This window comes from Hymenobacter algoricola (assembly GCF_039539525.1).
In the GTDB taxonomy this organism is placed as follows: domain Bacteria; phylum Bacteroidota; class Bacteroidia; order Cytophagales; family Hymenobacteraceae; genus Hymenobacter; species Hymenobacter algoricola.
On sequence record NZ_BAABDH010000109.1, the window covers coordinates 26,861 to 45,314 of the forward strand.

Consider the following 18,454-nt stretch of genomic DNA (forward strand, 5'->3'; position numbering starts at 1 on the left):
CCTCCGAAACAGTGTAGAGACGCCTGTTTGCGTCTCGTCGTTGAACAACAATCGTTGCTACGGCGCGGCCGACGAGACGCAAGTATGCGTCTCTACACCGTGCTAGGGGCTTCTTAGCGGCGCGGACGTCTCGCGAGGTAGAACTTCGCGTTGCAGCTTACGCCTCCGCCGAAACCACTACCGGCGCTACCGGCGCGGGCACGGCACTTGGGTACAGGTTCAGCAGCACCTTCTCCGGGGTAATCGGGGCCGAGAAATCTATTTCGTGGCCGGGGCGGAAGGCGCGGATGGCGTCGCGCACGGCAAAGTAGGCCCCGATGCCGTACATCAGCGGCGGCTCGCCCACGGCTTTGGAGCGCAGAATGGCCCGCGGATGACCCGGCGTATCCAGAAAGTGCACGGGCATGTGCCGGGGTACTGAGTACAGATCCGGGATTTTGTAGCTATTCAGCGAGTTGGTCAGCAGGCGGCCTTCTTCGTTGTAGATCAGCTCTTCCAGCGTCATCCAGCCGATGCCCTGCACTGCGCCGCCCTCAATCTGGCCCTGGTCGATGGCCGGGTTCATGCTCTCCCCGAAGTCGTGCACAATCTGCACCGCGTCGAAGGCGTAGGTGCCGCGCAGGCAGTCGACTGTCACGGTGGTGTAGGCCGTGCCGTACACGTGGTAGGCGAAGGGGTAGCCCTGGTTGGTGGTGGGGTCGAAGTGCAGGTCGGGGGTGGCGTAGTGGGCGTTTTCGGTCAGGTTCACGCGCTTCCAGTACGCCGACGACACCAGCTTTTCCCAGATCGTGTCGGCGGGTACGCCGGCGGCCAGCACCTGCTCGTTGGTTATTTCCAGCCCTTCGTAGTTGAGCGTGTACTCGTTGCAGGCGTGCTGCAGCAGCCGTTCGCGCAGCACCTCGCAGGCCATTTGGGTGGCTTTGCCGTTCAGGTCGGCGGTGGCGCTGGCGGCGGAAGGGGAGGTGTTGGCCACGCGGGTAGTATTGGTGCTTTCCACCTTGATGCGGTTGGGCGAGATGCCCAGCGTCCGGGCCGCCACCTGGGCAATCTTGGTGTTCACGCCCTGGCCCATTTCCACCGCGCCGGTGCTCACGCCCACCGTGCCGTCGGTGTAGATGTGCACCAGCGCGCGGGCCTGGTTCATGGGCGTCTTGGTGAAGGAAATGCCGAAGCAGATGGGCATCACCGACAGCCCTTTCTTGAACTGCTCGTTCCCGGCGTTGAAAGCGGCAATAGCGGCCCGGCTTTGCTCCAGGTCGTAGATCCGGTCGGCCGTGTCCCAGCTGAGCTCGGCGTTGCACATTTCGGCCGGCTGCCGGTACGAGAACAGGTCGTTTTCGCGCAGCAGGTTGCGCCGCTGAATCGTGCTGGCCGGTACGCCCAACGCCTCGGCCGCCTTCACAATGGCCGACTCCATCACAAACATGCCCTGGGGCCCGCCGAAGCCCCGGAAGGCGGTGTTCGGCGGCAGATTCGTGCGGCAGCTGTAGGCCGTGGCCGTCACGTTCGGGATGAAATACGTGTTGGTGGCGTGAAACAGCGTCCGTTCCAGCACGGCCGGCGACAGGTCGGCGGCGGCCCCGGCATTCTGGTAGAAGGTGACTTCGTAGGCCACGATGCGCAGGTCGGCGTCGAGGCCGATGCGGAAGTCGGAGGAGTAGGGGTGGCGCTTGCCGGTCATGCGCATGTCGGCCATGCGGTCCAGCACCAGCTTCACGGGCCGGCGCACCACGTAGGCGCCCAGCGCGGCCAGCGCCCCCCAGGTGGTGGCCTGGTCTTCCTTGCCGCCGAAGCCCCCGCCCAGGCGCGTCACGTCGACCTCAATCTGGTGCATGCCGATGCCCAGCACGTGGGCCGTGTGGCGCTGCACGGCCGTGGGGCCCTGGGTCGAGGAAATAATCCGTACGCCGCCCATTTCAGTAGGGTAGGCGTAGGCGCCCTGGGTTTCGATGTACAGATGCTCCTGCCCGCCCGACTCGGCCACGCCCTCAAACACGTGGGCGCACTGGCTCCAGGCCGCGGCCGAGTCGCCGAGACGGAAAGTGCGGGGCGGCACGATCAGCTCGCCCTGGGCCGCGGCCACCCGCGGGTCGGTAAGGATGGGCCGCGGCTCGATTTCGACCTTGATAAACGCCAGCGCGGCCTGGGCCTGGTGCTCTGACTCGGCCAGCACCAGGGCCACGGGCTGCCCGCGGAAGTGGACGTGCCCCTCGGCCAGCAGCGGCTCATCGGGCACGATGCCGCCAATCTGATTTTCGCCCGGAATATCAGCTGCGGTAAGGATGCGCACCACGCCGGGCTGCTCCAAGGCAGCCGAAAAATCGAGGCTCAGCAGCTTGCCGTGGGCCAGCGGCGACTCAAACACGGCCGCGTACAGCGTGCCCCGCTGGGTCGGAATGTCGTCTACGTACTGGGATTCGCCGCGCACGTGGCGCACCGGGTCGAGGTGATTCATGGGAGGGGAATTCGGAAAAGAAAAGTGAGCTGTCAGGCAGAAACACTTTTTCCTATTACTTCAAAATTTGACCGTCATTCCGAGCGAGCCGAGGAATCTCGCGTGCTGACGTCGGATTAGTAACCCAGTGACAGCACGCGAGATGCTTCGACTTCGCTCAGCATGACGTTCTGTTCTATAGTCTGCTGCTTACACCAGCTCCCGCAGGGAAAGCCGTTCGGGGAAAAACTGCAGGAAGTGGGCAAACAGCAGCTGCCGCAGCAAAAGCCGCTTATAGTCGGCCGTGCCGCGGGCGTCGCTGATCGGGCTAATTTCGGCCTGCATCACCTCGTTGGCCGCCGCCAGCGTGGCGGCACTGACTTCCTTACCGGTCAGGAAAGCCGAGGTGCGGGCCAGCAACAGCGGAATGGGCCCCACGCCACCAGCCGAGAGGCGGGCCTCCTGAATAAAGCCATTTTCCGCGCGCAGCCAGGCCGCCGAGTTCACGCTGGCAATGTCGAGGTGAGTGCGCTTGCTGACCTTTTCGAAGCTGAAGAAATCAGTGGGCTGCGGGGCCGCGAAGCTGATTTCGACCAGCTGCTCGTCGGCTTCCTTGGTGAGGGTTTTGTAGCCCCGGTAGAGCTCCCGCAGGGGCAGGTCCCGGCGCTGGCGGGCGGCGGTTTCCAGCGTGATGCGGGCGTCGAGGGCCAGGAAAAAGATGGTCAAATCGCCGATGGGGGAGGCGTTGACGAAGTTGCCGGCCACGGTGCCCATGTTGCGGATCGGGGTGCTCGATACCAGCTTGAGGTGAGCGGGCAGGCGCGGAAACAGCTGGTTCATCAGCGGCGAGTCGCGCAGGTTTTCGGCGGTAGCGGCGGCGCCCAGCACCACCCGGCCGTCGGCTGCCTGCCGGATGCCGCGCAGGTGGGCCTGGTCGTACACCAGCTCCACGGGCACGGCCCGCACGTGCTCGGGGCGCTGTACCAGCAGGTCGGTGCCGCCGCCCAGGATTTGATGATTCGCTATTGGTTTTTGGTTTTTGGTCTCGTTTGACTGCAATTCGGCCTGCAAAGCCTGCAGCTGGGCGGGAATACCTTGGAAATACGCGGGCACAAACTGCTGCTCGCTCAGCCAGTGCACTACGTTTTCGGCGGGGCGGGCGGCCAGCTGCTCCGTCAGCAGCGCCGTGGCCCGCTCCAGGGATTTGTAGCCCGTACAGCGGCAGATGTTGCCGTCGATGGCCGCCAGGCCGCTTTCGGGCGTGGCCGGCTTGTGGCTCAGCGCGTGCCCGGTGAGCGACATCACGAAGCCCACGGTGCAGAAGCCGCACTGCGAGCCGCCTTCCTGCACAATGGCCTGCTGCACCGGCGTGAGCGTACCCGCAGCGGCATTGATGCCTTCCACCGTCACGATGTGCTTGCCCTGGGCATTGCCCAGCGGCGTGAGGCAGGACGTCATCGACTGGTAGCGGATGGTGGCCCCATCGGGCTGCAGCTCGCCGACCAGCACGGTGCAGGCGCCGCAGTCGCCCTCGCGGCAGCCGATTTTGGTGCCGGTCAGGTGCTGCTGGTAGCGCACGAAGTCGAGCAGGGTACTGCCCGCCGGCTGGTCGGTGCGGATGCGCTGGCTATTGAGGTAAAAGTGAAGCATGCGGAGCAGGGAAATTCAGGGCAGAGGGTTCAAGTTAACAAAAAAGTAACATTGGTCCGGACCGCCCGCCGGCTGCCCGGACCCGGCCTGGCCGCTGCCGGTGGCATCTATAACCCGTCGTCGCGGCCGTTGGCCGCCGGTAGCAGGGGCGGCCAGGACAAAAAAAGCCCAGCCATCTGGGCAAGATAGCCGGGCCGGGCGGAGTCGCAACTCCCTTATTTGGTGAACTTAGGAATGCGGAACTGCAGGCCGATGGAAGGAATGAAGGTAAATCCCTTGAGCTTAGCCGTCTGGTTGTTGAGCAGCTGGTAGGTGCCATAGTTCTGGTAATACAGGGCAAAAGCCGGAATGACGTAGGCGTAGCGGTAGCCGATCTTCACGTTGGCGAAAGCGCCGTAGGACGAGAAGTCCCGCTTCTGCTCGGGCAGAGACGGCAGCAGCTCGGTGGCCGAGCCCGACTTGTAGATGTTGCGCGGGTCGAAGCCGTAGCGCAGGAAGGTGTGGGTATACACGGCCCCGAACGACACGGCCCCGATTTCCTCTTCCGGTCCAAACGACTTGCTGAACACCAGCGGCACGATCAGGTCGCGGCGGTTGGCCTCGAAGCGCAGCAGGCTGTTGATGTTGTCGAGGTAGGGGATGCTGGGCAGCTTGGCCCGCTGGGTGGCATACTGGAGCCCCACGCTGCCATACAGCGCACCGGCCGCGCCGCCGGGCCGCTCGGGCGTACCGGTCGGACCCATAAACTGGTACATGGCGTCGAAAACGTGCGAGCCGAAAGCGTACTTGTAGCCCACGTCGAGCCGGTCAATAACCCCGTAGCGCAGGTACAGGTCGGCGGCAGGCTGCACCGGGTCGATGACATAGGCCAGGGCCGCTACCTGCAGCTTGTCGACCAGGTCGCTGTACTCCACTTTTTCCTGGCTGACGAGCTGGTCGGCGGCTTCCTTGACCACGGCCCCGGTTTTGTCGATGGTTTCGGTCGGGATGTTGAACGACTGGTTGCCGCCCACCCGGAACTCGCCGTGCGGGGTGACTTTGCCGGTGCTGGTAATGCCGCGCGGGGCCATGCAGCTGGTCGTGAGCAGAGTGGCCAGGGCCGGCAGCACCAGCACGCGGCGGAGGGAGGAAAGCCGTGTCATCAGCGGAAAAGCGGGAAGAAAGGGTGGGGAGAGGAGGAAAAGTTCCGCGGCGCAATTGCCAAAACCAAGCCGAAAGTACGCTCCCCAAACGAAACGGACCCGCTCGTTAGTCCGGGCTGGCGGGAAGTTATTTGTAGTCAGCCGGTTGTTGTTGGAGCGGGCTGCGGCTCCGGCCAATCCGGTCCGTCGGAGGGGTATTCGGGGTTTTCTGTTACTTGCAGGTGCATGCCGGCCTATCCACTCTCTTCATGATCAGTAGCGAACGAAACAAGGTTATCGACGACGCCGGAGCCGTGCTCTACCAGGCCCGCTACCACATTACGCGGCTGCTGCCGTTCGACGCGCTGTACCTGCTGCTGGAAGAGTCGCCGCTCGGCATCCTGTACAACAACAACAACGTGACGGCCATTTCCCCTACCGGGGAGCTGCGCTGGAAGGCCGAGGTGCTGCAGTCCGTGTCCGGCGCCGTTGACAACCCATACCGGGACCTGTGGATAGCCGACGGGCAGCTCTGGGCCAGCAACTGGATTGGCTGGGCCGTGCAGCTCGACCCGGCCAACGGGAAGGTGTTGCAGAAAGTCTGGACCAAATGAATATTCTCTACGGAGTGCCCGGCGAAGGGCTGGGCCACGCGACGCGCAGCAAGGTAATTATTGGCTACCTGCTCAGCCAGGGGCACAACGTGTGCGTGGTCAGCAGCGCCCGGGCCTACCAGCTGCTGGCCGCCGCCTTCCCGGGCCGGGTGCACGAAATCCGCGGCTTTCACCTGGCCTATAAAAACCTGACCGTGTCGAAGTCGCGCACGGCGGCCCTCACGCTGCGCACGGCGCCCGAGAACCTGCGCATTAACTTCGCCAAGTACCGCGAGCTGCTCTGCGACTTTCCGCCCGACCTGGTCATCTCCGACTTCGAGTCGTTCAGCTACTTCTTCGCCAAGTGGCGCCGTCTGCCCGTTATCAGCATCGACAACATGCAGATCATCAGCCGGGCGGCGCTGGATGTGGCCGTACCGCGGCAGGAGCGGGGCAACCTGAGCCTGGCCCGGCAGATTGTGCGGGCCAAGCTGCCGCGCAGCCGGCACTACCTCATCACCACGTTTTTCCCGCTGCCCCTCACCCACGCCGACACTACGCTGGTGCCACCCATCATCCGGCCCGAAATCCAGGCCGCCCGGCCCACCACGGGGGCGCACGTGCTCGTGTACCAGTCGGCTACCACCCAGAAGGACCTGGTGCCGCTGCTGCAAAGTCTGCCGGGGCAGGAATTTCGGGTATATGGCTTCAACAAGGAGGAAAACCACGGCAACGTGCAGCTGCGCGCCTTCAGCGAGCAGGGCTTCATCGACGACCTGGCCAGTGCCCGCGCCGTGGTCACCAACGGCGGATTCTCGCTGATCAGTGAGGCCGTATACCTGCATAAGCCCATCTGCGCCATCCCGATTCCGGCCCAGTTCGAGCAGTTTCTCAATGCCGCTCAAGTGGAAAAGCTCGGCTACGGCCGTCATTTCGACGCCATCACCGCCGACAGCCTCAAAGCGTTTCTCTACGACCTGAGCGGTTTCGAAAAGGCGCTGGGCAGCTACGCCCAGCAGGGCAACGACGTGCTGTTTGCCGAGCTGGAAAAGGCGCTGGCCGCCGTCTGAGGCCGTAACGGATTGCCCGTTACGGGGGCCTGATTCCGGATGGCATAAGACGCGATAAGGGCCCGGCGGCGTGCCGAACCGTTCGGGCCGGTTGCCCTCATACAACCGGCAACCACGCCACGGAATCAATCAGTATCTTGGCTCACCCATATGAGCCAACCCGTACGTTCCCGTTTTGCCTTTGCCCTCGTCGCGGCGGGCTGCCTGAGTTCCGGCCTTTCTTCCTGCGTAACGCGCCCTCCGGCGGCGGCGCCCGTGGCCAACAAGTTTACCGACTCCGTGCTGCGGCAGATTGCCACGGCCCAGGATGAGCGGGCTACCGCGGCGCTGCTGCCGTTTCTGGAGCGGCCCGAGGGGCAGTACCGCCGCGAAGCCGCCCTGGCCTTTGCCTCGGTGCAGGACAAAAAAGCCACTGCCGCCCTCAGCGCCCACCTCACCGACGCGGACCCGACAGTGCGCCGCGCCGCCGCCTACGCCCTGGGGCAGACTGCCGACTCCACGGCCGAAGCCGCCCTGCGCCAGCGCCTTACCACCGAGCCTGATGCCGCCAACCGCCGCTACGTGCTGGAGGCCCTGGGCAAATGCACTTCCCGCGGCGGACTGTCCGCGCTGGCCAAGCTGCCCCCCAGCCTGGCCGCCGACACCGCCGCGCTGGTCGGGCAGGCCTGGGGGCTGTACCGCGCTGGTCTGCGCGGCCTGACTTCGGAAGCCGCCGTGGCCCGCACCGTGCAGCTGCTGGGCAAAAGCAACCCGTACGGCGCCCGCCTCGCCGCTGCCAACACGCTGGCCCGCACCCGGGGGCTGAACCTGACTTCCTACGCGCCTACCCTGATTGGCGTGGCGCAGAACGACCCCAGCTACGCCGTGCGCAGCTCCGTGGCGGCCTCATTGGGCAAAGCCTCGCAGGCGGCAGCGGTACCGGCCGCCCTGGCCGCCCTCACCCGCCGCGACCCCGACTACCGGGTGCGCCTCAGTGCCCTGCGGGCCATGACGGCCGGGCAGTATGCCCCGGTGAAAGAAGCGGCCTGGGATGCCCTGGCCGATGCCAACGAGCAGGTGGCCCTGACGGCTGCCGAGTTTTTTCTGGCCAGCGCCAAAGGCGAGCCGGGGGCCAGCCTGCTGGAAAAAGCCAATAAGCTTAGCGCCTGGCGGGTGCGGGCAACGCTGTTGGCCGCGGCCCTCAGGCAGGGAGGAGCCCAGCAGGAGGCCATTCGCACGGCCGTGCAGGAGCGCTACTCCGCTACTGCCGACCCCTATGAGAAAGGCTACCTGCTCAAAGCCCTGGGTGAAGACCCGGCCGCGTACGAGTTTGTGAGCCAGGCCACGTTCGTGGCGGGCCAGCCGGTTGTCGTCGGCACCTACGGGCTGGAGGCACTGGTGGCGATGCGCAGCCACCCGGCGTTTCCGGAGCCGCAGCAGCCCGCCTTTGCCCTGCTGCTGCAGCGCGCCATCGGTACCGGCGACGTAGCGCTGCTGGGCATTGCGGCCGAGGCCATGCGCAACCCCAAGCTGGACCTGCGCCGCCTGTTTGCCAACACGGTGTTTCTGCGCCAGGCCCGCGACAAGCTGCTGCTGCCCCGCGACCTGGAAGCCTGGCAGTCGTTGCAGCAGACCATCGACTTCCTGGAAAGCATTCCCACGGCTCCGTTTCCGGTGGCCAAAGCAGCGTCGCACCCCATCGACTGGCCCTTTGTGCAGGGTATTCCCGTCGGGCAGCGCGCCATTATCCACACCGGCAAGGGCGACGTTACCTTCCGGCTGCTGGTGGAGGAAGCGCCGGGCTCCGTTGCCAGCTTCGTGACGCTGGTGCAGCAGGGGTTTTACAATGGCAAGAACTTTCACCGCGTGGTGCCCAACTTCGTGGCCCAGGGCGGCTGCCCCCGCGGCGACGGCTGGGGCAGCTCCGACTATAACCTACGCTCCGAATTTGCTGATCTGCACTACGGGGAAGGAGCCGTAGGCCTGGCCTCGGCGGGCAAAGACACCGAAAGCTGCCAGTGGTTTATTACCCACGCCCCCACGCCCCACCTCGATGGCCGCTACACCATCTTCGCGCAGGTCGTGGCCGGTATGGACGTGGTAAGCCGCCTGGAAATCGGGGACCGGATAAACTCCATCGAGCTGGCGCGCTAGACGTTCTTCCGCGGCCGGCCTGACCTGTTTTTCGCAAAAAGCCCAGCTCCCGGGGGAGAGCTGGGCTTTTTAGCTTAGCAGGAAAGCCTAGGCTTCCTCGCGGCCGTGCACCTGGGCCGGCGGTGAGGTGGCTTCTACGGCGCTGAAAGTGTCCAGTATTTTATAGGTGTGCGAGGCGTTTTTGGGCACCACCCACGAGTTGCCGGGCTCCAGCAGCACCATCTGGCCTTCGATGTGCAGCTCGGCGCGGCCGCTGAGCACGTAGCCCACAGTTTCGTAAGGGCGGGTGGCAGCCTCTTTCGCTTCGCCGGGCTGCTCGTTTTCCCACATGCGCATGGCCACGTGAATGCCGGAGGCCAGGTATTTCTCGCCGTCCTTGCCTTTGGGCGAATGCTTGGAATCTACTTTGGTGATGGTGGTATCAGCCATGGGAAGTGGTGTTTTAGGTGGGGAAGTGGAGCGTCGGCCCACGCGGGCCGGGTCTTCCTAACGCAGGGTGGCCGTCGGTGGTTGTGCGCCGGGAGGATGCCAAACCTTCCGACGGCCCGCTGGTTGCTGGATACGCTGTGGCTGCTATCTTGCCGGCTCCCGGTCGGACTTTCGCCGCGGCTTACTCCGTCTCCCCGCTCATGCAAGTCGCTTTCATTCATGCGCTGGCCCAGGCTCACCAGCAGGCGGCGGCCCCGCTGCCCGGCCCCGCCTTCTGCCAGCTCGCCGATCAGGTGCTGCAGCTGCTGTTTCCGGAGCGCGCCACCCGTCCGCTCAGCAGCCCCGATGCCGTCGAAGCGGAGCTGGGCCAGCTGCAAAGCAAGCTGACCACGCTGCTGCACGCCGTGCTGCCGCCGGCGCCGGCCGCCACCGTCGCCGTAACCTGCCTGGAAGGACTGCCGCTGCTGCGCGAGTCGCTGCTGCGGGATGCCGCCGCCATCGTCGCGGCCGACCCGGCGGCGCAGGGGCTGGCGGAAGTCATCAGCACCTATCCGGGGTTCTACGCCATTGCCATGCACCGGCTGGCGCACGCGCTGGGGCAGCTGCGGGTGCCGCGGGTGCCGCGCCTGCTCAGCGAGTACGCCCACGCCCAGACCGGCGTCGACATTCACCCCGGCGCCCGCATCGGCCCCTCGTTCTGCATCGACCACGGCACGGGCATCGTCATCGGTGAAACGGCCGTTATCGGGGCCCACGTGCAGGTGTTTCAGGGCGTCACGCTGGGGGCGCTGAGTGTGGCCAAGCACATGGCCAACATGAAGCGCCACCCCACCATCGAAGACCACGTGGTAATTTATGCCGGGGCCACCATCCTGGGGGGCAGCACGGTAGTGGGCAGCCGCAGCATCATCGGGGGCAACGTGTGGCTTACCGAAAGCGTGCCGTCGCACTCCCGCGTCTACCACCGCGCCCAGATCCACGTGACCCGCACCGAAGATCCCACGGCTGATATTGTTTTTTCCATCTAAAAAAGGTCCGCCAGCGCCGCGCGGCGGTACTTCTACTTTACCTCCTGCCCTATGAAAGCCAACACCATTCTCGATACCATTGGCAACACGCCTTTGCTGCGCCTGAACCGCCTGTTTGCCCAGCGCCCCGACGTGGAAGTATGGGTGAAGCTGGAGCGCGCCAACCCCGGCGGCAGCATCAAGGACCGCATTGCCCTGGCCATGATTGAGCAGGCCGAGCAGGACGGCCTGCTGACGCCCGACAGCCTGATTGTGGAACCCACCTCCGGCAACACCGGCGTGGGCCTGGCGATGGTGGCGGCGGTGAAGGGCTACCAGATTACGCTGGTGATGCCCGAGTCGATGTCCATTGAGCGCCGCCGCCTGATGGCCGCCTACGGGGCCAACCTGGAGCTGACGCCCCGGGAGAAAGGCATGAAGGGCGCCATCGAAAGAGCCCACGAAATCGTGCGCAACACGCCCGGGGCCTGGCTGCCCATGCAGTTTGAGAATCCCGCCAACATCCGGGCCCACGTCGAATCCACGGCCCAGGAGATTCTGCACGACGCGCCCGAAGGCTTCGACTTTCACATTACCGGCGTGGGCACCGGCGGCCACATCACGGCCGTGACGGAAGTGCTCAAGCCGCACTTTCCCGGTATGCTGACCTTTGCCGTGGAGCCCGAGCTGTCGCCCGTCATCAGTGGGGGCACGCCCGGCCCGCACCCGATTCAGGGCATCGGCGCCGGCTTTATTCCCGCTAACCTGCACACCGCTATTCTGGACGGAACCATCCAGGTCAATCAGCAGGAAGCCTACGATATGGCGCGGCGGGCCGCCCGCGAGGAAGGCCTGTTCGTGGGCGTGTCATCCGGCGCGTCGCTGGCCGCCATCGCCAAGAAGCTGCCCGACATGCCCCAGGGCAGCCGCGTGCTCACCTTCTGCTACGATACCGGCGAGCGGTACCTATCCGTCGACGGGCTATTCGTCTGATCCCCGCGTCTGCTTGTCCGCACCCCAGGCTGAACAAGCAAAAAGGCACTTCCGATAAGGAAGCGCCTTTTTTGCTGGCGGCTGAGCAGCGGGACAAGAAAAAAGGCCCGGCCAAATAAATGGTCGGGCCTTTTTGGTGGAGAATATCGGAGTCGAACCGATGACCTCTTGCATGCCATGCAAGCGCTCTAGCCAGCTGAGCTAATCCCCCGTTTGTTGTACCATCCGCCGGTTGCGTTTGGTGATGCAAAAGTACTGCAGGTTTTCGATTTTGCAAGGCTGCATATCAGAAATACCTAAAATAAAGCAGCCTGTTTAGCTGAAAAGCACAATTTTCAGAGGTAAGCTATTGGTTTAGAAAAGAATATAAATAGTCAGGCCTAAGTAAAATAATTTGATTGATTTCCTCCGTGCTGGACCCATCCGGTACGCAGTTGGGAAACCCAACCAAGCAGGTAGAGTCTGGCGGAGAGCAATAAAAAAGGGGCCGAAGAATCTCTCCGGCCCCTTTTGAAAAACAGAAACCAAACATCTGGTACTAGTGATTGACTACCGAAATGGCGAGTGGGGTAGTAGTGCTGCCACGCAAACCGCTGGTGTAAATCGTATAGCTTTTACCCGCCTCTAAGGTGAGTGCCTGCGGAGTAAATTCCACTTTGAGGTTGTTGGTACCACCTACAAGGCCACGGCGAACATCGAATGTATAAGCACCCGGCGTAACCTCGTTGAACGTAGCAAAGTTGGTTGTGCGAGCAGGGTTGGAATTAGGCACCGTATACGATGTCGAACGGTAAGTACGACCAATTGGACGATACTGAAAGCGGTTCGTGACTGTATTGTAAAGACCCAAACTGTCGGCACCTGAGGTGAAACTCGGTGACAGATTGATGAAGCGGATTCTAGCCCGATTAGCAGTCGAAGTCAGGTTATCAGTTAGTGTAACACTGCGAATACCACCCTGATCTGAGGTTGCAGTCACCGGGTACACATATGCTCGGGTTGGCTGATCTGTTAGGAATACAGTGTAGCTGGTATTCCCTGAGAAGGAAGAACGCAGAGCGAGGGGCCGAGCCACAGTAAGAGGAGCAACTCCGGCCGCTATAGCGGCAGTTGGCGTCGCTGGAATATTAGTGGGCTCCGAGAAGAGGAGTAAACGTTGACCGGCCAGAATGTTAGGTACGGTCGTAGTAGCCAGGTAAGGCAATGTCGCTCCTGCGGTAAGGGCATCAATAGTAAACGAAGTGCCAGTAGTACCCGGAGCGGCGTTTACAATACGAACAGTTGCCGTACCCACTGTGGAGGCAGTTACCGGCTTGGGCTCGGGCAGAGTAGGCTCGTCGCAGCTGGCCAGCGTGGCCGCTACGGAACCAGCCAGCGCCAGCTTGGTCAAATAAGAAGAGGAGGAAAATTTCATGGGATTCGGAATGAAGGTAACGGGGTAGGACTACCGGTTAAAACAAGTAGCGAACACCGAACTGGGCCTGCCACCGCGAGGCCAGCTGGTTGATCTGGTAGCCCGTGGTAGGCGAGGGCGTCGTGCCCGAGCCGAAGCTGAAAGTCGGACGGCCCGTGGTGCCGTTCTCGAGACCCTGGTAACGCAGCAGACCGAAGTTCTGGTTCGATACCGAGTAGTCGCGACCCCACTCGCTGCTGAGCAGGTTGCCGAAGTTGATGACGTCAACCGACAGCTGGATAGTGTGGGCTTTGGTGCCGACCGTCGTGTAGATGTCCTGCAGCAAGCGTACGTCGACGCGGTGCTGGAAGGGAGTGCGGGCCGCGTTGCGAACCATGTACTCGCCGCGGTGATCCTTCATGTAAGAGTCATTCTCGATGAACGAGTTCAGCTCGCTCCAAACCTGGTCAATCGAGCGACGATCATTGACGCCATCCGTTACCAGCACAATTTCGCTCTGGCTGCGCGGGATGTAAATCAGGTCGTTCGAGTTGCCGTTGAAGCTGCCGCCGTCGCCGTTCAGGTCGCCGCCGGTGGAGGTGTACGAGAAGGGCGTGCCCGACTGACCGTTATAAAAGGCCGAGATGGTGGTGGCAAAGTGCTTGGCATACTCTTTCCGGTACGAGAAGGCCGCAATGACGCGGTGACGCAGGTCGAAGTTAGAGTAGGACAGGGGCAGGTTGTTCGGACCCGAGATGTGCGGGTTGAACTCCCAGATCGACTGGGCCGTGGAGCTGGTGCCGGAGTACAGGTCGCGCGACTGGCCGTAGGTGTAGGCCGTCGAAGCGAAGAAGCCGTTGTCCAGCTGCTTTTTCAGCTCACCCGTTACGCTGTACTGGTAGCCTTTGCTGGTGTTAGTCAGCAGAAACACGCTGTTGAAGTCGCGGCTGTTGCGGTAGCGGGCCGCGCCCGTCGGATACACCGGCCGGCCATCACCCTGCAGTACGCCCGTAGGGTTTATCAGGTTGATGTCCTGGGGCAGCACGTCGTTCAGGGTCTTGGAATAGATGCCTTCTACGGTGGCTACGATGCCCAGGGGCAGGCGGTAGTCCACGGCGAAGTTGGTCCGCACCAGCTGCGGGTTCTTGAAGTCTTTCGACGTCACGGCTACCACGCCTCGAACGGCCCGGGCGGGCAGGTTACGCACGGCGTTCTGCAGGGTAGTGTAGTCCGGGGTCAGGGCAAAGCTGCCACCGGTTGGTACGTTGGTGCCGGCCGTCTGGCTGTCGTAGTTGGCAAAGTCGACGCCCGTGCCGGCGTACTGGTTGGCGATCCACACGTAAGCCGGCCGGCCGGTGAACACGCCCACACCCCCGCGGATCTGGAAGGTCTGGTCTTTCTTCACGTCCCAGTTGAAACCGATCCGGGGCGAGATCTGGATGCGGCTCTTCGGCAACCGGTCGGTCCGCACGTCATAGGCATCGGTCTGGGCGTTGGCTACGGCAAACGTCGAGTCAACCTTGTAGTTGTACGACGGCTTGTCGAAGTACACCGGCATGTCGAGGCGCACACCCGTGGTGAAGCGGAAGTTGTCCGTCACGTTGAATTCATCCTGGGCATACACGCCAAACTGCGCCGCGCCAAACTTGGAAGTAGGCTTGCCGCCGGGCAGCGCGAAGTTCTGCTGATAGCGGAAGTTGGCGCCGCCGGAAGCGGCAGCGTTCGGTACGTTATCCAGGAAAGCCTGCAGAGAAGGGTAGGAGTAGCTGCCTTCGGTGCGCTGCACGAACAGGTTGTCGAAGCGGAAGATTTCGTTGTTGGTACCGAAGGTCAGCACGTGCTTACCGGCGAATACGTTGAAGTTATCCGTGATTTCGAGCACGTCCTGGTTCAGGCGGTTCCGGGTCGAGCTGAAGTCGGAGCCCGCGGCTACCGTACCGGAACCGAAGTTGATGGTGACGGCCGGAAACAGCGCCCCTTTGGTGGTGCGGCTGTCGCGGATGCGCGAGTAGCCGAACAGCAGGTTGTTGGCGAAGCGGTTGCCGAAGCGGCTTTTCAATTCCGCTACCGTCGAGTTGGTCTGGCTCAGGAACTGGTACGCGTTGTTGCCAAAGCGGAAGCTGGTGGCGCTCCGGGAGATGTTGTCGTCGGAAGCGTCCACGAAGTTGTGGCGCAGGGTGAGCTGGTGGTCGGGGTTGATGTTCCAGTCCAGACGCGCGAAGGCCTTGTTGCTGCGGGTTTCGGCATTGATGGCGCCGTACTCACCGGCATCGTAGCCGAAGGTGGCCAGATGGTCCGAAATCTGCTTCAGCTGGTCGTTGTTGACGAAGCTTACCACGTCGGAGCCGGTTTCGTTGCCACCACCAGGCAATGTGTTAGCCGCGCGGAACAACAGCGGAGCGCTGCGGCGGGTAACCTCGCCGTTTACGAAGAAGAACAGCTTGTCCTTAATGATCGGACCGCCGAGGCGGAAGCCGGTTTGAAAGTCGTAGAATTCAGCCAGCTTGGTGCGCTGCCCGGTTACCGGGTCAGCCGTTGGGCTTTTGCCGGCCGTGTTCTGGTTACGGCCATAGACGAAGGCCGAGCCCGAGAAGTCGTTGGTACCCGAGCGGGTTACGGCGTTGATGCCACCGCCGCTGAAGCGGCCCTGGCGCACATCGTAAGGAGAAAGGACCACCTGGAATTCCTGGATGGCGTCCAGCGAAATCGGGTTGGTGCCGGCCTGTCCGCCGGGGGCGCCGCTGCCACCTAGACCGAACAGGTCATTGTTGGAGGCACCGTCAATCTGGATGTTGTTGAAACGGCCGTTCCGGCCCGACAGCGAGTTGCCGTTGGCCTGGGGCGTGAGGCGGGTGAAGTCCTGGAAGCTCCGCGAAATCGACGGCAGACGCTCGATTTGCTCCCGCTGAATGTTGGTGGCGGCGCCGTTGCGCTGCGAGTTCAGCGTGGGGTCCTGCTTGCCCTGCACCGTGACGCCGGCCAGCTCGGTCGTGGCTTCGTTCAGGTTGATATCCAGGCGCAGGTTCTGGCCCAGCGTCAGAAAGATGCCATCCCGGGCGGCATCCTTGTACCCGATAAACGTGATACGCACCGTATAAGGGCCGCCCACGCGCATGTTCTGAATGTTGAAACGGCCTTCCGAGTTGGTCGGGGCTACATACTGCGTATTCGTTGGCGTATGCACGGCAATCACCGTGGCTCCGGGCAAACCGGCTCCTGCTTTGTCGGTGATGACACCGTTCATAGCCGAAGTGGTTGCGCCCTGGCTCCACGCTACCTGTGCCGACAGCAGAGTCAGCATCAGCAGCAAGAAATGGCGTAAACGTAAGTGTTTCATAAAGGGGAAAAATGGTGAGAAAAGAGGGTGCTTACGGCTAAGCGCCACAAAACTAAAGACGAGTTCGGGGACGCTCATTACCGAATCGTTACTATTCACAAACTGCCGCCCATTACGTGCGTTTCGTGCCGCAAAGGTAATAGGGAAATTCATAGTACGGGCCGTACCGCTTTGATAAAGCGGCTCAAATAATAGTCACTCTCCAGGCTGTTCTCTACCACGCCTAACGAGCTGGAAGAGTGGATGAACTGCACTCCTTCCGGACTGGCTTCCGTCACCATGCCCACGTGCGTGATGGTGTTGCTACCAGGTGAAGCACCAAAAAATACCAAATCTCCGGCTTGCAGATCCTGCGGTTTTACCGGGGCTCCCCAGGCAGCCTGCTCGTTCGAGGAACGCGGAATCTGCACGTTGATAGCGGCAAAGGAATTGAAGAGCAGGCCCGAGCAGTCCATGCCCAGGCGGGTGGTGCCCCCGTACCGGTAAGGAGTGCCCTGAAAGGAGCGGGCCGTCTGAATCACGGTGGCCAGGTCCTTGCGAATAGTGGCCGGGCCGGAGCGGCGCTTCACCACAATTTTGGACTTGCCCGCGGGCAGGGAGGCCTTGGATTTGACCTTGCTGCCGCCGCGACGACGCTCTGCGGCCTTCATGCGGGCCATGTCGCGGGCCGAGTAGTAGCGCCCGTTGCGCTGGTTAAGCTTTTTGGAGCCGCCGCAGCCGCCCAGCACCAGCAGCATGCCCAGCAGCAGCAGCGCAAGCCACTGGCCCCACTGCCCCGAATGCCGTACCTTTGTTTTGTGTTCCCGCATCGGGGCAAAGATACAGACCCCGCACATTCTGACCCGCTATATATGGATTTCCAAGCCCTGAGTCCCGAACTGGTTCTTGCCTTCGAACACATTGTCGGCGTGGAGTATGTGCTGACGGCACAGCGCACCGAAGCCGCCGCCTACGCCGACTACGGCCGCGACCATACCGAAGACCTGCACTTTGCCCCGGAGGTAGTGCTGCGCCCGGCCGACGCCGAGCAGATCAGCCGGATTGTGCGCCTCTGCCACGAAAACCACGTGCCCGTCACGGCGCGCGGGGCCGGCACGGGGCTGAGCGGGGGCGCGCTGCCCATTCACCACGGCGTGGTGCTGAGCACCGAGCGGCTCAACCGGATCATCCAGATTGATGAGCGCAACCTGCAGGCCACGGTGGAGCCGGGCGTGATAAACGAGGTGTTTCAGAACGCGGTGAAGGAGGTGGGCCTGTTTTATCCGCCCGACCCGGCCAGCAAGGGCAGCTGCTTTCTGGGCGGCAACCTGGCCCACAGCAGCGGCGGCCCCAAAGCCGTGAAGTACGGCACCACCCGCGACTACGTGCTGAACCTGCAGGTGGTGCTGCCCACCGGCGAAATCATCTGGACGGCGGCCAACACCCTCAAAAACTCCACCGGCTACAATCTCACCCAGCTCATGGTGGGCTCGGAAGGTACGCTGGGCATCATCACCCAGGTGGTATTCCGGCTGTTGCCGTACCCGCAGCATAATATTCTGATGCTGGTGCCCTTCCGCCAGGTAGAGCAGGCTGCCGAGGCCGTGTCGGCGGTGTTCCGGGCGGGTATTATCCCGTCGGGCATGGAATTTATGGAGCGCGAGGCCATTGCCTGGTCGTCGGACTACCTGAAAATTCCGCTCACGCTGCCCGAGGACATCCGGGCCCACCTGCTCATCGAGCTCGACGGGCAGGACCTCGATGAGCTCTACAAGGAAGCCGAGCAGGTGTACGGGGTACTGGAGAAGTACGACGTAGGCGAAATCCTGCTGGCCGACAATGCCACGCAGAAAGACGAGCTCTGGAAAATCCGCCGCAACATCGGCAACTCGGTGCGCTATAATTCGGTGTACAAGGAGGAGGATACCGTGGTGCCCCGGGCCGAGCTGCCCACGCTGCTGAAAGGCGTAAAGGAAATCGGGGCACGCTACGGCTTCAAGAGCGTGTGCTACGGCCACGCCGGCGACGGCAACCTGCACGTAAACATCATCCGCGGCGACCTGGACGACGAGATGTGGGACGTAGGCCTGCGCCAGCCGATAACGGAGATATTCGAGCTGTGCGTCCGGCTCGGCGGCACCATCAGCGGGGAGCACGGCATCGGGCTGGTGCAGAAGGGCTACATCGGCATTGCCCTGCAGGAAACCAACCTGAATCTGATGCGCGGCATCAAGGGCGTGTTCGACCCCCACGGCATCATGAACCCGGGCAAGATCTTCTGATCTGAACCCCGGATTCGAGCGGGTTTTTCGGAT

13 protein-coding genes and 1 tRNA gene are annotated in these 18,454 nt (G+C 62.8%); 6 read left to right on the forward strand and 8 right to left on the reverse strand.

Going from position 1 to position 18,454, the window contains the following annotated elements:
• Window positions 1-157: 157 nt before the first annotated feature.
• From ABD842_RS18250 to ABD842_RS18260, 3 genes are all read right to left on the reverse strand, one after another.
• Window positions 158-2,455, reverse strand: a complete 2,298-nt coding sequence (locus tag ABD842_RS18250) for a xanthine dehydrogenase molybdopterin binding subunit (RefSeq protein WP_345117091.1) — start codon at window positions 2,453-2,455, stop codon at window positions 158-160.
• Between the two features lie 189 nt (window positions 2,456-2,644).
• Window positions 2,645-4,084 carry an FAD binding domain-containing protein gene (locus ABD842_RS18255; protein WP_345117093.1) on the reverse strand — a complete coding sequence of 480 codons (1,440 nt, stop codon included), beginning with the start codon at window positions 4,082-4,084 and terminating at the stop codon, window positions 2,645-2,647.
• Between the two features lie 215 nt (window positions 4,085-4,299).
• Window positions 4,300-5,226: a hypothetical protein gene (locus ABD842_RS18260; protein WP_345117095.1), complete on the reverse strand. Its 927-nt coding sequence runs from the start codon at window positions 5,224-5,226 to the stop codon at window positions 4,300-4,302.
• 248 nt (window positions 5,227-5,474) lie between these two features.
• Here ABD842_RS18260 and ABD842_RS18265 point away from each other — a divergent pair, with 248 nt between their 5' ends.
• The 3 genes from ABD842_RS18265 to ABD842_RS18275 all read left to right on the forward strand — a co-directional run bounded on the left by ABD842_RS18265 (window position 5,475) and on the right by ABD842_RS18275 (window position 9,001).
• A complete protein-coding gene (locus tag ABD842_RS18265; RefSeq protein WP_345117097.1) occupies window positions 5,475-5,819 on the forward strand; it encodes a DUF7957 family protein in 345 nt (114 codons plus the stop codon).
• The gene (locus ABD842_RS18270) at window positions 5,816-6,868 is read left to right on the forward strand and encodes an MJ1255/VC2487 family glycosyltransferase (protein WP_345117098.1); all 1,053 of its coding nucleotides are present in this window, start codon (window positions 5,816-5,818) and stop codon (window positions 6,866-6,868) included. The genes ABD842_RS18265 and ABD842_RS18270 overlap by 4 nt, the downstream gene beginning before the upstream one ends.
• A 150-nt stretch (window positions 6,869-7,018) precedes the next feature.
• A complete protein-coding gene (locus ABD842_RS18275; protein WP_345117100.1) occupies window positions 7,019-9,001 on the forward strand; it encodes a peptidylprolyl isomerase in 1,983 nt (660 codons plus the stop codon).
• An 87-nt stretch (window positions 9,002-9,088) separates the two neighbouring features.
• On the opposite strand, the gene ABD842_RS18280 is transcribed toward ABD842_RS18275, so the two are convergent.
• Complete coding sequence (locus tag ABD842_RS18280) at window positions 9,089-9,430, reverse strand: cupin domain-containing protein (protein WP_345117102.1); 342 nt, start codon at window positions 9,428-9,430, stop codon at window positions 9,089-9,091.
• A gap of 200 nt (window positions 9,431-9,630) precedes the next feature.
• On the opposite strand from ABD842_RS18280, the gene ABD842_RS18285 reads away from it, so the two are divergent.
• Window positions 9,631-10,458, forward strand: a complete 828-nt coding sequence (locus ABD842_RS18285) for a serine O-acetyltransferase (protein ID WP_345117104.1) — start codon at window positions 9,631-9,633, stop codon at window positions 10,456-10,458.
• A gap of 51 nt (window positions 10,459-10,509) precedes the next feature.
• On the forward strand, window positions 10,510-11,430 hold the full coding sequence (gene cysK / locus ABD842_RS18290; protein WP_345117106.1) for a cysteine synthase A: 921 nt from the start codon (window positions 10,510-10,512) through the stop codon (window positions 11,428-11,430).
• 134 nt (window positions 11,431-11,564) lie between these two features.
• Here cysK and ABD842_RS18295 read toward each other — a convergent pair.
• The 4 genes from ABD842_RS18295 to ABD842_RS18310 all read right to left on the reverse strand — a co-directional run bounded on the left by ABD842_RS18295 (window position 11,565) and on the right by ABD842_RS18310 (window position 16,969).
• A tRNA-Ala gene (locus tag ABD842_RS18295) sits at window positions 11,565-11,641 on the reverse strand.
• Window positions 11,642-11,968: 327 nt separating this feature from the next.
• Window positions 11,969-12,844, reverse strand: coding sequence for a hypothetical protein (locus ABD842_RS18300; RefSeq protein ID WP_345117108.1), 876 nt, complete (start codon window positions 12,842-12,844; stop codon window positions 11,969-11,971).
• 37 nt (window positions 12,845-12,881) lie between these two features.
• Entirely contained in the window at window positions 12,882-16,124 is a 3,243-nt protein-coding gene (locus tag ABD842_RS18305; RefSeq protein ID WP_345117109.1) for a TonB-dependent receptor, read from the reverse strand.
• A gap of 185 nt (window positions 16,125-16,309) precedes the next feature.
• Window positions 16,310-16,969, reverse strand: coding sequence for a C40 family peptidase (locus ABD842_RS18310; RefSeq protein WP_345117111.1), 660 nt, complete (start codon window positions 16,967-16,969; stop codon window positions 16,310-16,312).
• Between the two features lie 42 nt (window positions 16,970-17,011).
• Between ABD842_RS18310 and ABD842_RS18315 the strand changes: the two genes are divergently transcribed.
• Entirely contained in the window at window positions 17,012-18,421 is a 1,410-nt protein-coding gene (locus ABD842_RS18315; RefSeq protein WP_345117113.1) for an FAD-binding oxidoreductase, read from the forward strand.
• Window positions 18,422-18,454 lie beyond the last annotated feature (33 nt).

Coding starts and splice junctions, on each gene's coding strand:
- ABD842_RS18250 (WP_345117091.1), bottom strand. CDS start 2,455: ATGAATCACCTCGACCCGGTGCGCCACGTGCGCGGCGAATCCCAGTAC.
- ABD842_RS18255 (WP_345117093.1), bottom strand. CDS start 4,084: ATGCTTCACTTTTACCTCAATAGCCAGCGCATCCGCACCGACCAGCCG.
- ABD842_RS18260 (WP_345117095.1), bottom strand. CDS start 5,226: ATGACACGGCTTTCCTCCCTCCGCCGCGTGCTGGTGCTGCCGGCCCTG.
- ABD842_RS18265 (WP_345117097.1), top strand. CDS start 5,475: ATGATCAGTAGCGAACGAAACAAGGTTATCGACGACGCCGGAGCCGTG.
- ABD842_RS18270 (WP_345117098.1), top strand. CDS start 5,816: ATGAATATTCTCTACGGAGTGCCCGGCGAAGGGCTGGGCCACGCGACG.
- ABD842_RS18275 (WP_345117100.1), top strand. CDS start 7,019: ATGAGCCAACCCGTACGTTCCCGTTTTGCCTTTGCCCTCGTCGCGGCG.
- ABD842_RS18280 (WP_345117102.1), bottom strand. CDS start 9,430: ATGGCTGATACCACCATCACCAAAGTAGATTCCAAGCATTCGCCCAAA.
- ABD842_RS18285 (WP_345117104.1), top strand. CDS start 9,631: ATGCAAGTCGCTTTCATTCATGCGCTGGCCCAGGCTCACCAGCAGGCG.
- cysK (WP_345117106.1), top strand. CDS start 10,510: ATGAAAGCCAACACCATTCTCGATACCATTGGCAACACGCCTTTGCTG.
- ABD842_RS18300 (WP_345117108.1), bottom strand. CDS start 12,844: ATGAAATTTTCCTCCTCTTCTTATTTGACCAAGCTGGCGCTGGCTGGT.
- ABD842_RS18305 (WP_345117109.1), bottom strand. CDS start 16,124: ATGCTGACTCTGCTGTCGGCACAGGTAGCGTGGAGCCAGGGCGCAACC.
- ABD842_RS18310 (WP_345117111.1), bottom strand. CDS start 16,969: ATGCGGGAACACAAAACAAAGGTACGGCATTCGGGGCAGTGGGGCCAG.
- ABD842_RS18315 (WP_345117113.1), top strand. CDS start 17,012: ATGGATTTCCAAGCCCTGAGTCCCGAACTGGTTCTTGCCTTCGAACAC.